The sequence below is a fragment of the Stieleria sp. JC731 genome, from assembly GCF_020966635.1.
Lineage (GTDB): Bacteria > Planctomycetota > Planctomycetia > Pirellulales > Pirellulaceae > Stieleria.
In genome coordinates this window covers 58,167-81,341 of the sequence record NZ_JAJKFQ010000001.1, presented here as the reverse complement: position 1 = coordinate 81,341, position 23,175 = coordinate 58,167, and the positions used below count along the sequence as shown (strand labels likewise).

General features: G+C 52.9%; 17 protein-coding genes. 5 read left to right on the top strand and 12 right to left on the bottom strand.

Annotated features, from left to right (window positions below; translation table 11 throughout):
- The first annotated feature begins 56 nt into the window (after window positions 1–56).
- Window positions 57–1,751, top strand: a complete 1,695-nt coding sequence (locus LOC67_RS00230) for a C25 family cysteine peptidase (RefSeq protein WP_230260279.1) — start codon at window positions 57–59, stop codon at window positions 1,749–1,751.
- 30 nt (window positions 1,752–1,781) lie between these two features.
- The gene (locus LOC67_RS00225) at window positions 1,782–2,339 is read left to right on the top strand and encodes a hypothetical protein (protein WP_230260278.1); all 558 of its coding nucleotides are present in this window, start codon (window positions 1,782–1,784) and stop codon (window positions 2,337–2,339) included.
- A 245-nt stretch (window positions 2,340–2,584) separates the two neighbouring features.
- Here the strand turns inward: LOC67_RS00225 and LOC67_RS00220 are convergent, their stop codons facing one another.
- From LOC67_RS00220 to LOC67_RS00180, 9 genes are all read right to left on the bottom strand, one after another.
- Window positions 2,585–3,832 carry a glycosyltransferase gene (locus LOC67_RS00220; protein WP_230260277.1) on the bottom strand — a complete coding sequence of 416 codons (1,248 nt, stop codon included), beginning with the start codon at window positions 3,830–3,832 and terminating at the stop codon, window positions 2,585–2,587.
- Window positions 3,825–4,643 (bottom strand): hypothetical protein, encoded by an 819-nt coding sequence (locus tag LOC67_RS00215; protein WP_230260276.1) that lies wholly within the window; start codon window positions 4,641–4,643, stop codon window positions 3,825–3,827. The genes LOC67_RS00220 and LOC67_RS00215 overlap by 8 nt, the downstream gene beginning before the upstream one ends.
- A gap of 7 nt (window positions 4,644–4,650) precedes the next feature.
- Complete coding sequence (locus tag LOC67_RS00210; protein ID WP_230260275.1) at window positions 4,651–5,484, bottom strand: 3-oxoacyl-ACP synthase III family protein; 834 nt, start codon at window positions 5,482–5,484, stop codon at window positions 4,651–4,653.
- An 80-nt stretch (window positions 5,485–5,564) separates the two neighbouring features.
- Window positions 5,565–6,287, bottom strand: coding sequence for a hypothetical protein (locus LOC67_RS00205; RefSeq protein ID WP_230260273.1), 723 nt, complete (start codon window positions 6,285–6,287; stop codon window positions 5,565–5,567).
- Window positions 6,284–7,456 carry a glycosyltransferase gene (locus LOC67_RS00200; protein WP_230260271.1) on the bottom strand — a complete coding sequence of 391 codons (1,173 nt, stop codon included), beginning with the start codon at window positions 7,454–7,456 and terminating at the stop codon, window positions 6,284–6,286. Before LOC67_RS00200 ends, LOC67_RS00205 begins: the two co-directional genes overlap by 4 nt.
- Window positions 7,453–8,439: an NAD-dependent epimerase/dehydratase family protein gene (locus LOC67_RS00195; protein WP_230260270.1), complete on the bottom strand. Its 987-nt coding sequence runs from the start codon at window positions 8,437–8,439 to the stop codon at window positions 7,453–7,455. The genes LOC67_RS00200 and LOC67_RS00195 overlap by 4 nt, the downstream gene beginning before the upstream one ends.
- 38 nt (window positions 8,440–8,477) lie before the next feature.
- On the bottom strand, window positions 8,478–11,777 hold the full coding sequence (locus LOC67_RS00190; RefSeq protein WP_230260269.1) for a hypothetical protein: 3,300 nt from the start codon (window positions 11,775–11,777) through the stop codon (window positions 8,478–8,480).
- Window positions 11,778–11,950: 173 nt separating this feature from the next.
- Window positions 11,951–12,703, bottom strand: a complete 753-nt coding sequence (locus tag LOC67_RS00185) for a DUF4670 domain-containing protein (RefSeq protein WP_230260268.1) — start codon at window positions 12,701–12,703, stop codon at window positions 11,951–11,953.
- Between the two features lie 386 nt (window positions 12,704–13,089).
- Entirely contained in the window at window positions 13,090–14,481 is a 1,392-nt protein-coding gene (locus LOC67_RS00180; protein WP_230260267.1) for a DUF4185 domain-containing protein, read from the bottom strand.
- A 301-nt stretch (window positions 14,482–14,782) separates the two neighbouring features.
- Here LOC67_RS00180 and LOC67_RS00175 point away from each other — a divergent pair, with 301 nt between their 5' ends.
- Window positions 14,783–16,867, top strand: a complete 2,085-nt coding sequence (locus tag LOC67_RS00175) for a redoxin domain-containing protein (protein ID WP_230260266.1) — start codon at window positions 14,783–14,785, stop codon at window positions 16,865–16,867.
- Window positions 16,867–19,197 carry an efflux RND transporter permease subunit gene (locus tag LOC67_RS00170; RefSeq protein WP_230260265.1) on the top strand — a complete coding sequence of 777 codons (2,331 nt, stop codon included), beginning with the start codon at window positions 16,867–16,869 and terminating at the stop codon, window positions 19,195–19,197. The genes LOC67_RS00175 and LOC67_RS00170 overlap by 1 nt, the downstream gene beginning before the upstream one ends.
- A 65-nt stretch (window positions 19,198–19,262) precedes the next feature.
- On the opposite strand, the gene LOC67_RS00165 is transcribed toward LOC67_RS00170, so the two are convergent.
- The 3 genes from LOC67_RS00165 to LOC67_RS00155 all read right to left on the bottom strand — a co-directional run bounded on the left by LOC67_RS00165 (window position 19,263) and on the right by LOC67_RS00155 (window position 22,076).
- A complete protein-coding gene (locus LOC67_RS00165) occupies window positions 19,263–20,771 on the bottom strand; it encodes a vitamin K epoxide reductase family protein (RefSeq protein ID WP_230260263.1) in 1,509 nt (502 codons plus the stop codon).
- A gap of 168 nt (window positions 20,772–20,939) precedes the next feature.
- On the bottom strand, window positions 20,940–21,578 hold the full coding sequence (locus LOC67_RS00160) for a BON domain-containing protein (RefSeq protein ID WP_230260261.1): 639 nt from the start codon (window positions 21,576–21,578) through the stop codon (window positions 20,940–20,942).
- A gap of 105 nt (window positions 21,579–21,683) precedes the next feature.
- Window positions 21,684–22,076 (bottom strand): hypothetical protein, encoded by a 393-nt coding sequence (locus LOC67_RS00155; RefSeq protein ID WP_230260259.1) that lies wholly within the window; start codon window positions 22,074–22,076, stop codon window positions 21,684–21,686.
- Window positions 22,077–22,505: 429 nt separating this feature from the next.
- Between LOC67_RS00155 and LOC67_RS00150 the strand changes: the two genes are divergently transcribed.
- The gene (locus LOC67_RS00150; RefSeq protein WP_230260257.1) at window positions 22,506–23,036 is read left to right on the top strand and encodes a TIGR03067 domain-containing protein; all 531 of its coding nucleotides are present in this window, start codon (window positions 22,506–22,508) and stop codon (window positions 23,034–23,036) included.
- Window positions 23,037–23,175: the final 139 nt, after the last annotated feature.

Here is a 23,175-nt window from a genome sequence, read left to right as displayed (position 1 = left end):
ATTGGCTATCGATTCCTGAAGCTGATTCCAATTTAGAATTCGCTGAGCCGCAAAAGATGTCTCGAATACCAACGACCCTATTGAATTGCCGCCGAAAAACGGTGGCACTTGAACCTTTGCTCGGCTGGTCTTCACCCAAGATGGCCTTCAGGAAGTGCTTGCAAAGCGTGTGGGTGACGCTATTGATCTTTCTGGCGTTCGGCAATGGACAAGCCTTTTCGCAGGATCAAATCGAAAAAACGTCGGTCCTGGTCGTCTGCCCCAACGACTTTCGAGACGCATTGAATTCATGGATTCAGTATCGAAAGGGTCAAGCGATCGACGTCCGTCTGATCGAATCGGAATCGAGCGCCGCGGCATTGCAAAAGTCCATCCAGGACAACGCGCGTCCGTCGGATCACGCCATTGTCTTGATCGGTGATGCCCCAGTGATTGGGCTACCATGCGATGTCGATACACAAGTCCCAATGCACTATGTCGCCACCACAGTGTCGGCGAAGTTCGGCAGCACTCCGTCAATGGCAACCGATCATCCCTACGGTGACATCGACCAAGACGGAAAGACCGACATCGCCGTCGGCCGTCTACCTGTCCGCACCGGAGACCAACTGCGTTCGTTTACCGAACGGATCAAAGCCTACGAAAACAGTCGTAACTTCTCCGATTGGCGTCGACAAGTTCAGTTGGTCGGCGGAGTCGGTGGGTTCGGCATGCTAGCCGATGCCGCGATCGAATCCGTCACTCGAATGATCGTCACCGCATCCTTGCCGATGCCAGTGCAAACATCAGTTGCCTTTGGAAGCCCAGGGCATTTGTTCTATCCCCGCAAACGATTTACTGAATCGGTCACTGAACGCTATGCGGGCGGTTGCCGCTTTTGGGTTTATGCCGGGCACGGAATGGTCGAACAACTCGACCGAGTCCCATCGGGTCCTTCCGGTATCCCTGTGCTCGATAAGAACTCGGTCGCGAACCTGCAATGCGATCCGGGCAACGCCCCAATCGCACTTCTGCTTTGCTGCTTCACCGGCGCGATCGATGCAGGTGTCGAAAGCTTTTCGGAACGTTTGTTAATGCACCAATGCGGGCCGATCGCCGTCATCGCTGGAAACAGGGTGACGATGCCATATGGCAATACAATACTAACTCTTGGGCTGATCGATTCGATCTATGGAACTTCGCGTGTCATTGATGGGAAAGCGGTTGATTCGGCGCCTGCGGAGACACTCGGCGAAGCTTTCTTAGCGGCCAAACAACGACTCGAAGCCGACGACAACGACGAAAAATCACACTTCAGGACCCTGGTGGACTCGATCGCGATGCTTGTTAGCCCAGCGGGTACTAAACTTTCTGACGAAAGGCTCGAACACGCCGCGCTGTACGGATTGCTGGGCGATCCGCTGCTGAAAATGCATCCGCCGCTGGCCGCAAAAGTGGTCACGGAAACAGGATTCGATTTCGGCGCGCCCATTTCGGTGACAGTAACGAGCCCGATTGATGGTGAGTGCGCGGTCATGCTGGATCATCCGCTTGGCCAAGGGCCGCGTCCTAAACCGGGTCAAACGGCCCGAGACCCCAACCGCGTCACCCTTGCCCAACAAACACTCCTCGTTCAGGCTGGCGAAACCACCACACTGACAATCCCGTTGGTTGACCCCGAACCCGGAATGATCGCCGTTCGAGTTCATGTCAAAGGCGACGAAACGTGGGCCAGTGGTGGAGCTCAAACCAACATCCGCCCCAAGCAATAGAATTCTCCCCGGATAGAGAACCACCCTTTCATGAAGGTCATACCGCTAAACTGCAACCATTGCGGAGCACCGCTGGAAGTCGCCGCGAAAGCTCGTTTTGTCACTTGCAGTTTCTGCAACGCACGCCTGTCGATTCAACAAACCGGCAGCAGCTATTCCACCGAAGTTCTCGACGACATCCGGGAAACCACCCAGCAGATCGCTAGAGACGTTCAACAGTTGAAGTCAAACTCGGCGATCGAACAACTCGATCACAAATGGGAACGCCAGCGTGGGCGGCACCTCGTCAGCGACAAACACGGAAGGCAACACTTACCTTCGAAAGCCGGCGCGATCTTCGGTGGTGGGCTGATCGTCGCCTTTGGAATCTTTTGGATGATCATGGCGTTCGGAATCAGTTCGGCCGGGCGTGCGATGGGCGCTCCAGGCGTGTTCGGAATCTTTCCGCTGTTCGGATTGATCTTTATCGCCGCTGGTATTTTCAATGTCTTTCGAATTGTTCAAAAGGCTGACGAATATCAACGCGACCACGACGACTATCTGCGTGAACGACGCGAGTTGGCTAAACGGGTGATGGATCAGGAGTAGGGCTTCGGTCAGCTTGAATTGCGGATCAACCGAGTGAGTGTTAGTCCCGGTTACCCGTGGGAGAACCGCCGCTAACGCGGTACGGCTCATGGGGCTCTGACTCTCGGATTAACCGATTGGCGTTAGCCACGGTTGACCGCACGATAACCGCCGCTAGCGCGGTACGGCTCATGGGACTCCAACGCCTACTTGGTTCTCGGATTAGCCGATTGGCGTTAGCCACGGTTGTCAGCACAAAACCTTCCTCAAACCTCAGCCAACCAATCGGCGACTTGTTCGACCGGACGATAACCTGCTGCATAACCCGAAAACGCACGGACGTTCTCCTGGATGACCCGATCACCCCAAAGCCGGTTCAGATCCTCTCCGATCAGCTGCGGATCGGGCCTCAAACGCAACCCGATTCCGTGATGGACGATTCGGGCGGCATGATCGAACTGGTCGTAATCTTGCGGCCACACCAAAACCGGTATCCCGGCCCGAATACAGGCATACGTCACACCGGTCCCGCCGTGATGGATCACCGCATCGTAACGGTCAATCCAAGCTTGGTAGGGGATGTAGGGGTATGAAAAAAAGTTACCCTCTGAGGCCACTTCGTCAAGCTCGTAGTCGCCATGTGTAAAGTGAACGACGAGATCACGACGATGCTTTGCCAGCTGCCGCATGATCTTACGTGCACGCTCTTTTGCCCATCGCAGGTGCGTCCCCAGCGAAACCAACACGTGCCGTTTTCCTTCGACGAAACACGGTGACTGATGATTGCGAGTCGGGCTGGCGGTCAGTGGGCCGATAAAATCTAAACTTGCTGGCCATCGACACGGAAATTCGAATTCTCGGATTCCAAGACCTAGAATCCTTTCTTCTGAATAAATTGCTTCGTATCCATCCTGACGATAGATAGCATCGAGCCCCAACTGCTTTAGATCACCACGATAGGCTCGATAAACACCACGCTTGAATCCACGTACCAGTTGTCTGCCGAAAGTATCTCGAAATTGGCCAACAAAACTTTTCGGTGGTGCCCAACCGCCGAGATATGCAGGCGTCCCGTCGGGCGTATCTAAGACACAAACGGTCGGTAGTGAAGTCCACCAACGGATCCCGATTTGCCTCGCAAGTAGCCCTGCAACGGGTACGGTAAAATCGGCGACAACCAAATCAGGACGTTCGTGACTCCAAGCTTCCTGTAGCTCAGATCGCAACTGGGACATCAAGGACAGATTCAATTTGAACTGACCATGTAAACGCAACGGATTACTGCCGATCGGCTGATCCGTATTCGCGATTTCAAAAACAATGTGACTGCGGTCAGAAACCAAGGGGCAAAGCGAAAACCCACTCGCCTTGATCGCCGATTCGGCTTCTGGGGTACTAAAAAAACGAATCGAATCAAATCCGCGGTCGGCAAGCCCCTTTGCCAGTTGCAGCAGTGGATACAGGTGACCTGCAAAGGGTGGCGCGAGGAAATCGATCCGTAGTCGCCTAGACATACTTTTGTGTTTCCGGGCAATGGCAAGCGATCGGTTCCATTCCGGTCCTGGCAACCAGCTTATGAATCCCTTCGTTGGTCCGGCACGTGTCTTCGTACGAATTCAAAATACGCCGCGAAAGCCATGGAAGCTTCCTTCCAGATTCAAAAACCGAACGGTCCCAGAAGGCGTCGACAACGTATAAGCGAGGTCCCTGATCGGTATTCAAAATGTATCCCGTATGCCCGATCGCATGACCGGGCAAATCGATCAGGATTAAACTTCCGTCGCCCCAATAGTCTAGCGATCGGAATTCTGCACACCGCATCGGACTGTCTTCGAAAGCAGATTCTTCAATCGGGACACCTCGTTGCACAAAGTCATCGGGCAACAAGGACATCACAGTCGCCTCATCCAACTGCTGCCACTTGGTAAGGCTGTTCAGACGCCGCATGGTATCTGATCGATAGACGAATCGCGCGTTGGGAAATAAACGCGTCGCGCCGATATGGTCGGCATGAAAATGCGAAATAAAAATCGTCGCTTCCGCCGACGAATCAATCCCCAAGCTCTTCGGATAGCCAGGCTCGAATACTGTCTGCTTTTTTGGGATCGGGGTCAGCCATCGCATGATCCGAAAGGGAAATTTACGCGTCGCTTCCCTGATCGCGGGGCCGTAACCGGTATCGATGTAGCAACACCCATGAACCGGGTGCTGAAACTGTAAAAACACCGCGTAGAAGCGTCGAAAGCAAAAACTGCGAACTCCTGAAAAGTACAGATTTTGGATGCAGTATCCGCCGTTGATAAATCGCAGATTGCTTAGTTGCATGATGATTTCAAAGATGAAAAACGATTGCAGCTTGCGAGTATCCGGCCGAAGTTCCTAGCAGCATCACAGGGCAACCGTCATCGACCAGTTGTTGTTTTCGAACTCGGTCGAACATTGCCGGGATACTTGCCGCGACCATGTTTCCAATTTCGTTGACGGCGACATGATAGCGTTCGTGGGGCACACCGATAATTCTGCGGATCAATTCGACCGCTTTCGGCGAAGCCTGATGGGGAATTACATGCATCGTTTCGGAATCATGATCGGCAATCGACTGAAAGTCTTCTTGAATCCCTCGAACCATCGGCGGTAGCAATTTGATCGCGATACGAAACAGGTTTCTGCCATCCATCTGAAATCGATACTTCGATGCCAAGTCTTCATGATAGCGATAGGCAGGCAGGTGATGACCACCACCATCGACAACACATAGCCCAAGGTGCTCGCCGTAGGTTTCATGAACGAACGCGAGTGAAGCCGTCGGCTTTGCCACTTGCAAAACCAAAGCGGCGGCTCCATCACCAAACAACCCTGCACTTTTTTCGTCGTTCCAGTCCACGCCTTGGAGGGCGGTTTCGGACGCCACAATCAGAATGTTGCGATAGACACCTGTCGCAAACAACGCGTTGGCAAGGTTGATCGCCATGATCGATCCCAGGCAAGTGCTTTGCACATCAACACACGGGATCCTTTGAGCTTCACGTCCGATCGCCTGTTGAAAATGAGCTGCGTTGCATGGGATGGGGCGATATTTTGAAGTACTACAATCGATGATGTAGTCAATGTCCGGCCAACCCAGCGCCGCATCGTCCAAAGCCCTCTCGATCGCCCTGCACCCCATGGAAACCATGGATTCAGGCGGGACACATTCGTGGCGAGTACGTACTCCAAGGTTGGCTTCGGTCCAACCCTCGGACCGACCTATTCGCTGATCGATGTCTTTTGCGGTCGTGACTTTTGCAGGGAAATAGCTTCCGCTTCCGACAATTTTGAAATTCTGTGTGATAACCAACGCGACACCAACGTTCGAACTTCGGAGTTTTGCCAATATTGCATGTGACCGACACCTTTGATTGGATAGTCGACACGTCGATAGAACAAGCCAGAGATCCAGTCACGATCTCCTCGCGCCGTCTGGACTCGCAGTGTATGAAGTCGGCCTGCCTGAGCTTGCCCTGTCTGGACTGGAATCGCCGGCGATCTGAAACTGACAGGGCCCAAGGACAAGACTTCGATGCGCTTATGTTTTAGAAAACGGTGCTGCTGCATATTGTGATCGATCGAACGCAATAGCTGAATTCCACAGCTACCGGTCACGAAATAGAACCGCTCAGCAGATCGAAACAACGCCTGCCAATGAGGATATGCCAGTTCACGGAACGATACTCGATGACTTGCGATAAACTGTCGGGCATTGGCAAGACTGGCCGCCATAATCCCTGGTGCTGTGCTGTCGCTTTTAGAGGTCTCGACAAATGGAAAATTGCGTCGCACCTTCCATTCGTCGGGAACCTCGATCGAATCCAGTAACGAGCGTTGATCTTCGCTCAGAGAGCAATGATTCGGATCGCTCAAGCCAGTCACGATCGCGATCTTGACTGGCGTCGTCGCGTGCTCCACGGCGGGCTCCGTCAGTATCTTCACGATGCGTTCTCCTCAACCACTCGGAAACCTTGTCCCCGAGTCAGCCGAATCCGTCGACTTCGCCAAATGATCGTTGGTCGCAACATGCTGCTAGCGGTATGAATCGGCTGCATCAACTCGGAAAGAATTGACAGTATCGGGTAGAAACGTTCGAGCGGCACGACGACTCGCTTCTGGGTCAACATCAACAAAACCTGTCGCAGCACCAAGGTCGCAGCCACCGCGACAATCCCCCAAAACGAACCGCAACCCAAAACAATCCCTACGAATAATAGGATTGGTGGTAGTCCAAGCAAAACAAGCAAGCATCCTTGCACGATCAAGGTCTGGTCCTTAACCAGCAGAAGCGAAAATAAAAACCACCGATGCATCAGCTGCCAGTATTGCTCGAAACGGCTGACGCTGGTTCCGACCGATTGAAAAGACACGCCCTGTTGAATCGTCCATCCCGATTGACAGGCGAACTTTTTCATCGCGTAGTCGTCACACAATTCAGACATGATCGGAACGAACCCGCCCACCTGACGCATCGCTGCGGCATCGACAACGTAGAACATTCCGTTGATCGACAAAGGCGGCATAAAATTCAGCAAAGGAAGGTAGGTGACGACAGAGTTATTATTTACAAATTGAGTGACAAGCTTCCCCCAAAAATTCCTTGCGGGACGATAGACAGGTAGCCCGGTATATAGCCCGTGATTTTTCAGCGAATCCTCGGCTGCCACCAACGCATCTGGGCCGACAATGGTGTCGTCATCCAACACGACAAAATAGCGGCGGTCCGTGATCGCCAAAGCCCGCTGCAACTTAAAAGTCTTTGGATTGACATCAGGACCGGACGCCGGACAGCGTTCGATGAAGACCTGCGGAAACGACTGTGCCAGATCTTCGGCAATTCGAATCCCTTCGCTGTCCTGCTGGTCCACCAACCAGATGAATCGCACTTCATCTGGTAGTGATTCGACATTCTTTCGCAATGTTTCACGAAGCAGAGGGTCTCCACTGAGAATCGGCTGAGCGATCGCGAACTGACTGGACGACTTTGCAGTTAAGCGGCGTGCCCGGAATGAAAGATCTTGGCGTTCGGCATAGCGGATCGCCAAAGTCACCTTGGCCAGCTGGATCACGAGATACACCACCAGCAACGCGATACTGATGTTTAGGATCACGGCTGACTCAGCCCGTACGGGTCGACTTCGTGCACCCAAGCGACAAACCGATCAACCGACTGGGCAGTTGTCAAAGGCGGCGGTCCCAACCTTTCCAACATATTGGCCACATCGAAGACCTTTGAATAGGCAAAGACATGAACACCAAACCGAGTGATCGGAGGTTCTTTCCAAGGCAAAAATGCCCCGTAGAGCAGTTCGATCACCCGTGCGATTCGAAAGGCTGTCGCGACAGGAATCTGCTTGGTCGGCCTTGCGATTCCCAACCGATCAAATACGTTTAGCAAGAAAGCAATGATCTCTTGTGGTTCATTATCGGTGAGATTGAATTCACCCAAAATTGACTTGTCTGTTGCCGCTTTGATGATGTAATGCGCGAGGTTGTCAATGGAGATCAGGTCTCCGACGACCGGTGAATCAGGTCGCGTTAGCAAAGGCAGCTTCCCGGCTTTCGCCGCTGCTAAAATCCGTGGAAACAAAACACTGTCGCCTTTGCCATAGACCGCCCTGGGTCTCAAGATCACCCAGTCGCCACGGTAGTTTTTGACAACGCGTTCGGCAAGCTGTTTGGAATCGGCATAGTGGTTCACCGCCGGAACGGCCAACGGAGTGAACTCGTTAATCCCGAATTGATCTTCGGGACGATAGTACACACTGGATGACGAGACGAACAATAATTTGGGACAGCCGTTATCCTGGCAAGCCTGCACGATGTTCTCCGTCGCGGTAACGTTGGCAGCATGGAATTGCTTCCTTGTCCCCCAAGGAGAACTTCGTGCAGCAGCATGCAGCACCACATCGACGCCTTTGATCGCGGCGAGCACATCGTCCGTGAAGGGCTTTGCAAGATCAGCACGAATATAGCTGGACTGATCGGTTTTTCTTCGGCCGATCCCAATTGTCTGCCAACCTGCGTTGGCAAACTCCTCACGCGTGCAACTTCCGACAAAGCCACTGCTACCGGTAATCAAGACGCTAGGCATTTTGCCTCAATCGATTCGTGTAAATGGTGACGAGGAAGCTATTTCAATCGCCATCGTACCGTGCTGCGTAGCCCATCGGATTCGAACTGCATATTTAGCTTTAGCGATTCGATGCGATGCATTAGACCAAAGGGCTGTTGTGGATCGAAAGCCGGTTGTCGCTGTCGCATGGGTTGCCCATACACTTCACTGACCATGAGCTGATTTTCCCAGGACCAATGATCACCTGGAAATTGGCGGGGATGAAAACCGAACATCCGCTGGTGATCGGCCATCGCTGTTTCGACACTGTCGGCACCAGCCAACATGAACGGGTACAGTCGCCCCAGCCCGGACATCGTCGCTGCTCGGCTGTTGTCTGCCGCAGCGGCGTGTAACCCTGGTAACTGCTCTTGGCATGCCGCAGGATTGACCTCCAATTGGGCAGCATTCAAGCCAGCGACTTCGGTGTTCACGACACGATCGTTGCTAGACCACGGAATGTTCCGGATCACCAAGTATTTGTCGACGACTTCAACCCCGTATCGCAGCTTGACAACTCCCATGATGTCCATCGTCCAAACCCAGCGATCCTGATCACCTTCTTGGTAAAACGATGTCACAGCCCAGCCAACTCTCGGGTTGGCTTCGGAATGTGCGATCGCCGCTTGTCGAAGGTAGCGAGCCGTTCGCTCAGGAGATTGTGTTTCGACCATGATGCTGCAAGGCCTTGTCAGCATCGAAATAAACACCGGAGCGGTGACCATCATGGTTGATCGGCCGCGGAATGATGTCCCACCGAAAGCACCAAACACGTCACCGCTTCCGAGTGCGATCACCGGATCGGCATCAAAGACCGCCACATGAGCACTCGGTCCAAAGTCATCCAGGATCGCGGAACTCACTCCCGAATACTGCGAAAAGAAATCAGAGAAATTCCCGGCAATCTGTTGCCATGCGATGTCACGTAAATTGACTGAAAACTGTAAGACCGGCGTCGGCTGGACAACCGGGATGCGAAGCTCCTGTTGATCGCCTTGGTCTTGTAACACGCTACGAAGCCCGTTGTAGATTGAGTTATCAACCAAGGGCAGGATGAACGTGGAAAGTTCTAATTCACCACGACCGACGTCGTTCAATCGGATTGCGATCGGATCGAAGAACTGTCGCCAGTAAAGCGAGTAGTTCTCGCGATAACGTTCGTACGCTTCGGCTTCTGCAGGTGTCACCTTTTCGATCGGCGTCTCAGGCAACGTGCGCATGTTGGGCAATGCTCCGTATCGTTCCGAACGGACGAAACCGTTGGGCTGAATCGATAAACCGTTGTGGTCCCATTGACGCGGCACATAACCCTGACTGGCAAGTTGGGCGACGGAAATATCTTGCCCTGCCCCGTTCAGCTTTGCTTTCAGGGCCATCGCGGCGGTTGCTTCCATCTGTGCTTTCGCGAGCATGCGCCGGTGCTGTCCGATTTTGACTTCTGGTCCGACCAATCGCCGGACAAACGGGTCCGAAAAATATGCATACAGCCGAGTCTCTTCGTTGACTGACAACTGTTCGAGCATATATCTGAATTCGTCGCTCGCCCCCAAGCTTCCTTCGCCATTCTGCTCACGCAATTTCAACGAAAGTTCGATCTCGTGGCGATTGGTACTCAGGTAAAGCAAGTCGTCACGCAGCGCTACATAGGCTGAGCGATCGCCAGATCCCGGAATCTCCATCACACCACGATCTGCCGTGACGTGTTTGCCTAAGCTATCCCCACCCAACATCGACAGCATCTGTTGCAACAACTTTGGTTGTCGCAATCGTGCGATCACCGTCACATCGGTGCCATCGATAAAGAATAGATCAGGCGTGTAAATCGACATCTCGCTAGTCAGGCCGGATGCCAGCACCTGATCAACCCATTCACGATTCAAGCCTAATCGAGCTAGATAGCGGTTTTCCAAGTTGTATTGCAAGCAGTTGCCCGACAAAGCCGTTCCGATGCTTGCGATAAATGGGGCGCCGCTGTCAAACATCGCCGGGATCGACTCTGGTTTTCCGACGTAGATAAAAAAGCGATCGTGTGGAACATGGTTCGCCATCTCTAGATGACCACCTTCGCTGTCACCCAACATTGACTTGAAGGGATGAGATTCGACTTTGACGCCTTCGATCGTCGAGAGATCGACGGATGCTTCGTCTTCGGAATCCGTGGTGACCAAATTCTGCAATTGCAGTGTTTCCTCAATTGCGGCACGACCACCAAGGATCGAAAACATCGTCAGATCACGTCGACGATCGTCACTTGGCTCAAAGACCGTTTTTTGGTTCCAGACATCCAACACACCTCCGCTCCGTGCCGCCACGTAGGGCCTCCAACCGTACCGCCGTGCATCGGAAACGATTGACTTTAAAGCGACGTTATCAATCGCCTTCGCATCATCCAAATTCCAGTCCAGTCGAAGCTGCTGCCCAGTAACCGGGTTGCTTAGCGAAAGCTCCTCGACCCCGGAAAGCGTCTGTTCTGCGATCGCCGTGATCGTGTAAGAAGCCTTTTCAGCCTCGAATGCCCCATCGATTTCGGTTTTCGATAGCACCGGCCGGATGGACACCTTTTGTTCTTTAATGAGCGTTGAATCGATCTCGACCCGCTCGCAGGCCCCATCGGTATAGAGGACCCAATGTTTTCCATCATCGATCAAAGGGCGTAATTGAAACGCCAGTATTTCTCTCTGATCCTTGGGAACTTCTCGTGGGGCAAACCTTTCGTTTTCCCCTTCACCGATTTTCTTTCGTTCGGCGAATCGAAACTTCGCACGGGGCACCAAATGAACAAACGGGCCCTCAAGTTTGTCCGCCTGGATAACATCTTCAAGCTCCGATATCGCATAGGAAATTCGATTCCAATTCAAAGGATACCTATGCTTCTCGTCGTAATACTTCGAAAGCTCCTTCAGTGACGCAGGACCGATGTTTTTGTGTTCCAAGGCGTATTCTTGTGCAGGTCCATGCCCCTGCCGAATCTGCCATCTCATGTTTGCGATCACTCGATCTTCGATCGCTTCGTACATGCGTTTGCCAATTTGCTGAACCCGCATGGGATTCGTGGGCACGAGATAGATTTCGCGCACTCGCTCGCTTCGTTGATCACCGTCCGTGTTGATTCGCCAAATCCCGTCCGCAGGCAAGTCCATCGAACCGACATAGACATGGCGTGTTCCGTCGCCAATCGGTCCGTGTTTGATTTCTGTAATCGATGGTTCGTAATCATCCGCTGTGGCCAACAACGGAACGGTAGTCCATTGGACCAAAATGGCACAGAGAGCCGAACGGAGTGTGCGGCCGCGAAAGAAGGCAGACGAGGTGGACATCGTCGCTTACCCTTGAGAGATTTGGGAAAAAAGTCGAATCGGCGATCGGCATTTGCCAATCCCTGTTCGAGCCCAAATCAGACCATGAGTCGCGCCGAAAGTCAAAAAAAGAGTCGTGCCGAATGAATCGGTTTCAGCCAGCCCGGTTAGCCCAACCAGCCCAGCTAGTTTCACTAATTTGCGAAGGTGCTTTGGATCCCGACGAAGATCTTTCCTTCGTTATCTGCTGGATCGATATCGAACATCCGCAGATACAATCGACCGGTCTGTTTATTGACGAAGTCCTTGCCCGGTTGAATCGGAAATGCTTTTGCCGTTTCCAAGTCAGATGGTGAAGTGGCAACGACTCCGATCAATGTGCCCAGCTTGATGCGAGAGTCTCTCGGTCGCAGCTTTTCAGGAATATCGATCCCTTGATGGTCGGTTTCTAAAACAACCTTCCATGTCCCACGAACTTCGATGTGCACTGGCATGCCTTCTTGCAACGTCACCCCGGTATCCTGCCATCCGGAATTCGCATCGACATCGATGACCTTGCGATCGGCCATCGTCTGCATTTGACGAATCCGTTGCAGCCCCGCTTCGGCTTCGGCATGCTTGGGAACCAAGCGAACCATCGCTTCAAGAACTTCACGAGCTTTGTCGAACTGCTTTTTACGTTCGTACTCGACGGCAAGCTTTTCGGCTTTGACAATGAAGTCGCGGTGCAAGCTTAGAAGCTGTGGATCGCTTGGCAACTGAGCCTGATTTTCAGCAGCCTTTTGCATTTGCAGCTGATAATTGCGTTGAGCTTGTTCTTGCTGTCGCTGATTTCGACGACCTGAAGCCCCCTGAGCCATGACGTTTGTTGGCAGACTGACCAATAACCCTAAACCCGCGAAGACGCAAAACCAAAGCCGCTTGGTTCGAAGTTGAATCGATAGCATGTCCATCATGGATAACCGTCAGATAAGTCAAGTGAACGTGTCATTCGCCAGCTGCTAAACCAGCCGATCGCAATTTCGCCAAAGCGTCCGATCGCACCAAATTCCGAGCTTCATAGTGTCGAAGACGGTAGCCATGCGTCGCAGCAAATTGATGAGCAGGAATCACGACAAGCGAGGCGAGCATCTCGCACGACGATGCGAAAGCGCTCGCCTGTAAAAGCAAAAGCGTCTGAAAGCCTACCTTAAAAACATCCGCGAAGGCAAAGATGTACCCACAATTGCGGACAGACCGGTATGACCGCATTGTGGTCCCCCGAATGTGCGATGTGCAAAAGTTCGCGAAAGGAAGGACGATTGACGCGATCAGAATCTGTTTTCCGGATCACCTATTCTTTCTCGACCAACTGATCCAGGTCCAATCGATAGAGCACTTGGTTGTAATCGTGCCGAGGGGTCGGATCGCTGGTACTTGAAAAGGTGTAGGTGTAGGTCGCTTGGAAAAGCAAGATTGGTGAACCGTTCTCCGTGAATTCGGGATGCAACTGCGGGTTGTAAAAAGTGTACTTGTCGTGCGTGACAACTTTAATCGCGTCACCCCACGGCCCCATCGGCGAATCTGCTTCGGCATACCAAAGCTCGCCAAGATGCGACATGTCGCCACCAAACTGCGTGAATACTGTCACCCATTTTTTGCGATAGGCATTCCAAGCGATCGCGCCACGATGGGGACGAATCGATTCACCAGAGTTCTTTGCAGGAATCGAATGCTGGGGTTCGAGCAACTCCCAGGTACTTGGATCTGACCACGATTCAAACGTTGCTTCGCATCGTAATGTGGGAAGTGGATCACCGAACAACGCCCATTGCTTTGCGTTGTCATCTTTCCATATCACCGCATGTCCTTGCGGTGTCGGGCGGGGACGTGATTGATCGCGGGACTTTTCCCAAATGACTTTTGCCTGTTCAAAGTAGTTCGTGGCATCATTCCAGACACACAAACCGACCTCATATTCCGCAAGCGGCGGTTCAATCTTTGAATAGGTCGCGACAAGATGTTCCTTGCCTGCCGCATCAGGCAAACTGGCGTAGCCCATCAACCACGTTGGCCCTTTGCCTGGCATGGGGGCGACATTGCGTGGGACCCCATCGTCGTCGGTAAAGTAATCGTAGCGAAGCTTGATTGGCGGTTGAAAATCATCGAGCGGTTGAATCACCGATGATGCACCAATCGTATTGAAACGTCCCAGCGGATAACTGGCCAACGTTGTGTCACCCCAGGCCCAATAGGTTTTGCCTTGATAAATCGCATTTTGAACGCTGTCGCAGCCCAAGATGCGTTGTTCCTTCCAATCGAGGTGCTCACCCAGTTTTTGGCTTTCTGCAAATAGTCCGCCACCGGTGATTCGCCCCAATCGACGCGCGGGCAATTCGCGATTGACTTTGATCGTGATCTCGCCGCCCTCAGTCGGAGTCACACGGACGCCGCGATAACCGAAACCGTCTTTGGGTACGTTGTAGCCGTGCCCCTGGACCGTCAACCAAATCTGGGTGTCCATCAATTCGGGAAGATCAAATGCGACGACTCCCGCATTGTCGGTGACGAAACGAACATGATGCGTTGTTCGCAATTCGACCAACGGAACAGGCCAACCGTCTTGGGCATCCACGACTCGAATCCGACAAGGCTCAATCGCCAGTGCACCTTGTGGAGCAATTAAACAAGCCAGTGATAGCGTCAAGAACGCGAGTGTCGGACGGCCGCAAATATGTCTGATCATGAATCTTGTCTTAATGGAAGCAAATCAATTCGGTCACTCGCCTTTGCAGGGGAATGACCTTCGCAATGTAGTCATCACGTTATCATTGAGGCTACGAATCACTGCGATAAGCATGACATTTTCTAACTCCGGTGAAATGCCATGCATCAAGCCCCCCCAGAACGGAAAATATCGCACTCTGCTGAGAAGCGTTTTCTGTGGCAAGACGTCGCCCTTGCATTGGTGCCATCAAGGGCGGAAAATTCAGTGGACATCATGCCGTCGTCTACCGTCAACGCACTTCTTTGCATCGGTCGCCAGAATGCCTTATCGAAACCGGATCAAGCAGCTGACGTTTCTCAGCCAACGACTATTGGCCTGTGTATGCTTCTTGGCCGCCGTCGCAACTCATCAAGAATTGCTGGGTGCGGATGCCCGGACGTTACCGGCGTTTGATCTACCCAGTATCGACGGGACCAAAGTTAACCTGTCGAAAGATTCAGCCTCGCCAGTCACGGTTTTGTTTTTCGTTGGCACCGAGTGTCCTTTGGTAAAGATCTATGCCAGCCGTGTTCAGAAAACGGTTCAAGCGATCAACAGCACCACAGCTGACCAAGCGAATGCCGTACGTTTGATCGGAGTCTGCAGCACGGCACAGGACTCGCTTGATGACCTGAAACGCTTTGCCGACGAGCAGCAGATCGGATTCACCTTGGTCAAAGACTTTGGCGGAGAAGTCGGAAAAAGCGTCGGTGCGAAACGCACATCGGAAGTCGTCGTTGTCGACCAAAACTTGGCGATTCGCTACCAAGGTCGCGTCGACGATGAATACGAACCCGGTGTCTCCCGAACGAAAGCGAATCGTGATGATTTGGCCGAAGCGATCAACGAAGTGCTCGGTGGCAAAGACGTCTCGGTTCCGATGACGAATTCGGTCGGTTGTCTGATCGGCTATGCCAGCGATGAACCGGTCACGACGGACTTAACTTACGCACGCGACATCGCTCCAATTCTTGATCGCCAATGCAACGAATGTCACCGCGAAGGCGACATCGCTCCATTCGCCCTAACTGACTATGCCGAAGTTGTCGGCTGGGGCCCAATGATGGTTGAGGTCATGGACGAACAACGCATGCCGCCATGGCACGCCGATCCAAACTTCGGAAAGTTTTTGAACGCTCGGCACATGCCCGAAAAGGAAAAGCAAACGATCAAAGAATGGGTTAACGGAGGGATGCCATTTGGCAACGTCGATGACCTGCCAAAGAAATCCATCAACCAACCACTGGCGGTCACCAAAGATGGGAACGAATGGCAGTTCTCTCGCGAACCCGACGTCGTGGTTCCGATGGCGAAGCAACCGTTCCTGGTCCCGGCAGACGAATCCGTGGACTACCAGTACTACGTCGTTGACCCAGGATTCAAAGAGGACACGTGGGTCGTCGGTACGGAAGTTCGCCCCGGAAACCGATCGGTCGTTCACCACTGCATCGTCTTCATTCGCCCACCGGACAATGCTGATTTCCGTGGTATCGGTTGGCTAGGTGCCTACGTCCCTGGTCAACGAGGTGCGGAGTTCCCGCCGGGATACGCGCGGCGGATTCCGGCAGGATCGAAACTCGTTTTCCAAATGCACTACACGCCGACCGGCACTCCGCAAGAAGATCTAACGCAAGTCGGTCTATTGCTTGGAAAGAAAGAGGAAATCGATCGGGAGATCATCACACTGACGGCGATTAATAGCGAGTTCGAAATTCCACCACATGCCGATGACTACCCGGTCACCGCGTCGATCCGACAATTGCCCAATGTCGGCGAATTGCTTGCCGTAGCACCGCACATGCACCTCCGTGGCAAAAGCTTTCGTGTGTTTGCAAATCATGCGGATTCATCTGGCAACGAAGCCACACCAGAAACGCTGCTATCGGTTCCGAACTATGACTTCAATTGGCAACATGTCTATGCCTTTGCAGAGCCTCTGCCGTTGAACACGGTCGATAAAATTTGGTTCGAAGCACAATTCGATAACTCCGCCAACAATCCTGCCAATCCTGATCCGAGTGCGCCAATCTACTGGGGCGACCAAACAGATGAAGAAATGGCAATCGGATTTTTCGAAGTGGCGATCCCGCGAAACGTGACAGACCGGTTGCGTCAACAGGCAGTCAAACGCACCGATCAATCATCCGCACTGAGTTCCCAAGACAAACAAAAAGCTCAACAGCTTGCCGAGAAATACATCACTCGTTGGGACAAGAACCAGGACGGCAAACTCAATCGTGATGAACTGCCACGATCAGTTGCTCATTTCGGAATGGACCAGCTCGACCGAAACGGGAACGGAACGATCGAATTGGAAGAGATCGAACAACTACACCTACGACGACTTAAAAATCAAACGAATTGATGACACGCATTCTGACTCGTTGTTTCTCAGCAGCGGTGGACCACCCAGTGTTGGTGTTTCTATTCCTGCTGTCGATGACGGCTATCGCCACTGTCGGTCGACGCGATCCTCAGTTAATCACCGAGTTGTTCAGCCGGGCCCAGGATGCCGATTCATCATCGCCGAACGTGCCGATCGACGAGCAAGATTCGTCATCGAAGGATGATAGCGGTCGTTCTTCCGGTGGGGTTCGCGGCGGACAACTGCAGATCAATGACAATGATGTCGCATTGATCGTGCAATGTGACGACTTCTTCACTCCCAAAGGCAGCGAAGCGATCTTGGCGATGGTCGATCGGCTCCGTTCGCTCGACGTCGTTTCAAGCCTTTTCTGGATGGACGACACACCACCGATCAACCTATTCGCGCTTCGGGACGCGGTGATCCCCAAGCCCTCGTCATCGAAACACCAGTTCGATCGCGCCCGATCGCGTGCACTGAACCATCCACTGATCGCCGGGCAGCTGCTTTCCGAAGACGGCAAGACGTTGCTATTGTTGATGAAGTTAGATTGGCTATTTGTCGAAGACGACAATACCGCGATCGACAAGATCCAACAGACCGCTGTGGATACCGCGGCAAACTATCCTGACTTGGGACTACAAATCCAAGTCGCTGGGCGTGTCCCGACGACAATGGCTATTCTGGAGGCCCGTGACCAGAACCAAAAACGATTTGTTTGGATCGCTCTGGGGATGGTCACGTTGATGGCGATCATTTTGTTCCGTGGCTTCGCAAGCGTCGTGATCGTTGCCGCACCGCCGATCATCGGCGTCTACTGGGCGCTGGGTTCGCTGCCGCTACTGGATCTGCAAGACAATCCTTTCAACGAAATCGTAACGCCGGTTTTGATCGGCATGGTAGGCTTCACCGACAGCATCCACCTGTTCCTCGATATCCGGCGTCTTCGCAATCAAGGACTCTCGCCGCGTGATGCGGCCAAACGTGGAATTGAACGAGTCGGAATGGCTTGCTTCTTAACATCGCTGACCACCGCGATCGGACTTGGTTCGCTAGCGCTCGCACAAAACGAAGTCGTTCAAGAATTTGGACTCAGTTGCGTCGTCGGTGTTTGTCTGTCGTTCTTGGCCGTCATGATCATCATCCCTTTCGCGTGTGCATCGCGTCTGGGTAACAGAGTTCAACTGACTTCCAAAGAAAACGTGATCGATCGCAATTTGGCGAAGATCGGCCCCGTGATCGAATGGTCTATGCGTCACTACCGAATGATGGGCAGTATCGCGATCGGCAGTACAATCGCATTGCTGTTAATCAGCCTGCAAATGAATCCGGACCAACGCGTCGCAATGCTGCTTCCTAACGACGCGCCCGCACTTGTTGCGATGGCAACGCTGGACGAAGCGATGGGCGGTACGGAACCGGCAACGGTGCAGATCCAATGGAACAACGATGTTAAAGACGGTTCCGATGAGATTCGCGAGGTGATCGCTCAAGCACAGCAATTGCTCGATCGCGAAGAGCTGATCGGAAGTCCGGTATCACTTCAGCGATTCATCGACGTATTGCCAGGGGATCCTGACGCGAGCGCTCGTCTTTCGATCGCCGAACTGCTGCCGCCACCACTGAAACACGCTTTCTACAAACCTGATGACCGTTCTGCCGTTGTCAGATTCAAAATTCGAGATGTCGGGATTGCCGCATACGCACCTGTATTCAAACGCATCGACGAAGGACTGGACGCGATCGCAGCCGAACACCAAGCTTTTGATCTGCGGTTAAGCGGCAGACCCATCAACCGTTGGAAGAATCTGTATCAAGTCGTTTTGGATCTGGTTTACAGCCTGGGTAGCGCCTCGATCATCATCTTCGTGGTGCTAACGATCGCGTTCCGGTCGATCAGGCTTGGTTTAATTGCGATCGTGCCGAATACGTTCCCACTGGCCTTCACCGGGGCCTGCTTCTACTGGATGGGTCAGTCGCTAGAGATTGCCGCCGTTTGTGCGTTTACGGTTTGCCTTGGGATCGCTGTCGACGATACGATCCATTTCCTATCCCGATACCGGGAAGATGCCCAACAAATGAATCAGCGGGATGCGATCCGCTCGGCCTTTGTCAGTACCGGTAGCGCGCTGATCATGACGACCGTCATCCTGGTTCTGGGTATCTCGTCCGTCTTGATTAGCGGGATGCGGGAACAGAGGATCTTCGCCGTCATCACCTGCTTGACCATCGGATCGGCCCTATTTGGTGACTTGCTATTGTTGCCACCGCTGTTGGCTTGGTTTGGCAGGAGCAAAGCGATTGAGGCTGAACAGCCTGCAGTGAACTGATCGCAGAAGTGCAAGCAGGTTTGGTGTCTGTACCGAACCTGCTTGCCAGTCGCAGCTTTGCTTGACTATCGAAGATTGCGTTCGATCAAATTGATGAACGACTGTGGCGATTCGACCGCACCAGCCACCGTCGTTTCTGGGAACAACAACTTAGGAATCGTTCCGCTGCCGGCACGCTGGTAAAGCGTGACATGTTTCGAGATGTAGTCGCTCGGCCCGGTCCCACGCATCGTCGAATCAAGTTTCGCAGCGTCGACCATCGTTCGTGCTTTCGCATACGCTTGGCTGTAGCGTGGTCGCGATTCAAACAAATAGTTGTGGAACGCGTCGAACTGATCTCGATCAGTCATCCACACCGCAACGGCTAGCTTTGCAAGCTCGCAAGCTTCCGCATGGCTGCTGCTTGTCGAACGGACGGTCGGATTGCAGTCACGATCCAAGGGAACCGGCAACGAGATCACAGCTAGCCGATCACCGAAATGCTTACGAGCGGCTTCGAGCGAACGGTGGGTTCGTTGGCAGTGAGGACAGGTGTAGTCGAACATTTCGACAAATACCAATTCCGCATCTGGCTTACCGATCAGGGGCCAAGAGGCAGTCTCTAGCTTGACGTTCTTCAACAACCGAACAGTACTGCTGGGAACAACGTCAGCAGAGTTCGTTTCGGCAGCAGACGGCTCATCAGCCGAGTCAGTGTCTTCCGCAGTAACTTGATTGGTGACGATTGAAACGGGACTGAACATCGACATCGCGAATGCAATCATCTGATGGTCACTGACGAGATGGGTCGATTCGCTGGAATCTTCAGCCTGCATCCCGCTAGACGAGGAATCATTAGACGACAGCGTAGGAGCCTCGAACAGTTCCATTTCCGTCGATGTTTCTTCGAGGGATTCGGTTCCGACTTCTGTAGCGGCTGGAGCTGTGTGATCAATGACCTCGTAAGTCACCGGTGCATCGTTCAAAAATTGCAGGCCGATGAAACCCGCCGTTCCGACCAATGCGACCAAAGCCAACGCAACTTTGGATACCCCATGATAAGTGTGCCCACTGGTCAGGTACGCCCCCAACACGATTAGGCCTGCTGTGTGTGCGGCGAGGCAATAGGGACACAAGTGCTGCAACCAGATGAACTGCAATCCGACAAACCAGATCGCAGCAGCGGCAACTGAAAAAGCAAGTAGGCCTAAAATCGACCAACGCACCTTCGATGCGGCCTGTGACACTGGTTGCCAAAACAACATCCCCAGGATGGTTGCGTGGGCAATCATTGCAGGAATGCTAACCGGTACAGACATCACAGACGAAAAACGACTGTGAAGTACGTTCGAGCAGTCAAACAGGTCGCCACCGCAACCGGCAACGCTTGAAGACGTCAACGAAGACCAGGCGAGATAGCTACTGGTGATCAGCGCGATCGATGATCCGACAAGCATCACCCACCAATTTACCGATCGCTCGAAAACAGTTTTTCCAGCAAATGTCGAAGATTTTCCACCGATCGGCCCATAGACGGGATCGTAGCCCGCGGCTGGGTTTCTCAATTTAGGACGGTAAATATCAGCAAGAGACATGTCACAGGGCTCTAGTGGGTGGTTGCGAAATCTTGGTGTGCGTCCGGTGCTTTGATGTCCGGGCATCTAAGGCATATACCATGCCAATTCGGAAATGCCGAGTTTTTTAACGCTCACGCGAGAGCTAGCGTCCTCGCATGGCGTATTCGAAATCGAGCGAGTCGATACCTACTTGGGAGAGTGGGCGTCGACGGTTTCTGCAACCAAATCGCCCTCATCTACCTTCGCTTCGACCAGGACTAAGAATCCTTGACGCAGAGCCTGATCATCCACCGATTTTCCATCGAGGGTGACTTCCGCAGTCTTTGGCAGTTCCGCTTCGATCATCCCGCGGCGGAAGTCCCGAATCAGAATGTGCTTGTCAGCGATCAGCTCAATCGTCCCGCGCACCGTTTTGGTCGTCGGCTTTAGCGCACTCACTTGTCCGTCACGATTGTGCGATTCACCACGGAAGCCGACCAACGATTCCACCCGCTGGTGAATGCCCTGTTGGTGAATGTATTGACCTTCGCGATTGACGCGAATTCGGTTTTGCACCGCACGCACGCCGGCCAGTTCTTCAACGACGTCTTCGACCCTCATCCGATCGATGTAGCTGGGAACGCGTCCGCGAAGCTCGACTCGCCCCGCGATCACACGGGCGTGTAAATCGGGTGACAACAGCTGGAAATTGGAGCGTAATTCACGCTGAACCTGATGCTCAACAGCAAGATCCGGCTTACGTGTCTCGGTCGGGTCATCAGCCCAAACCGACGAAGCCAACATGAACAGGCAAGTTAATTGAGTAGTGATTTTGGTAAGACGCATGACGATGTCCTTCCAGTGAAAAGTGATTTTGAAAAGGAGCCAACGAAGTCACTTCGAAGGCGAGAAAAGATCAGAGAAGTCGCCGGATGTCAGTTCTTCCGGCAGTCAAGATTTTTGCAACTCATTCCACTCTGCCCACGGCAGCTCTTCCGCTTGTGGAAAGTCCGCCTCGGAAAGCGGCTCAAAACTGCTCAAGCTTGAATCTTTGCCTGGGATATCACTCGAATCGATTCGGTGGATGTCGATCGTGAGTGGACGACTGTCTTGCTCATCAGCCAGATCGCCCGAGAGCAACTGCGACGTTCGAAAAAGAAGCGACGCCGTCTGATCTTGCGCATCGGAACGGTTGACCGAATCCGCCTGCTGGTCTGTTCGCTGTCGATCGATAGGCGAACTCCGAAAACAATGGTCCGGAAGATAATGTTCAGGAAACCGATCCGTATCGGGCAATGTGCTTAGCTGCATGATGCTTAGGTACATGGCTGTCCCCTCCGTCATTTGCTTCGACAGAGTTTCAATTTTGAGAAGCAGAGAAAAGTGATGACTGCCCAATGAGTGCTCGTTGCGTGCCAATCACACGGTCTGCTGGGAACTCAATAGCGGCATCGTCAAGCCGAACTCACATGACGTTGACAAAACATCCCTATGGATTGACCAAAGACGTTCGATACCAGTCCAGACTGACCGAATAGCGTCCATCGACTACATCGCTCTGGCGATTGGGTCACTCGTTCGATAACTCGACAGACGCCCCCAGCAACATAGCTATCCAACTGTTTCTTTCTGAGCATTGAAACATTCAGGCTGCGCTATGCCAGCAGATTTCAGCACGGAAGAGATTCGTTCGGTTTTTCGCTTCTACGATTGCTTTGGTATGGCGGTTGCCGTTTGGTCCCTGTCCAAACCAACAACACCTGGAGAACTCTAATGCGATTCGCATCACTATTCGTCGCCGCTCTTGCTGCCCTTCCCGCCGTTGCCGATGAGCCTGTTAACGCCCCGAACGACACAACAATCGAGAAACTACAAGGCCGTTGGGAGATCCTCGAAGGCTGGAACCAAGGCAGAATCTTGGACGAGTCAGCTGTTGACGGTTCATTCGTCATGATCAAAACAAATCAAATCACTACTTTCGATACCGATCAGAAACAGACCTATCAGGCGATGTTCCGAATCGATGAAAGCGCAACGCCCGTCCGAATCACGATGACAGCTCTTTCACCTGATATCGAAGCGATCGAGAACAATTCGTTGAAGGAACCGACCAATACACCGCCCGTTGCGGCCGGAATCTTGAAGTTCACTTCTGATAACAAATTGACGCTTTGTTACGCATTGCCAGGTGGCGAAGCACCAACCAAATTCGAATCGCCCAAGGGCAGTAAAACGATGATGTTTGTGATGGAACGCCGCAAGCCGAATAAGGATCTCGTCAAGTCTATCTCGCCGATCGAATAGGATTGCTTCCTATTCTTCATGCATCACGCGCATTGGCGTCACTCATCAACGTCCCACGACCACTGTCAACCCGATGGCCGCTGTCAATAAGTTGACGAATTCTGTCTTATCCGGCAGTTCCCAATCGTTGTCCATCGGC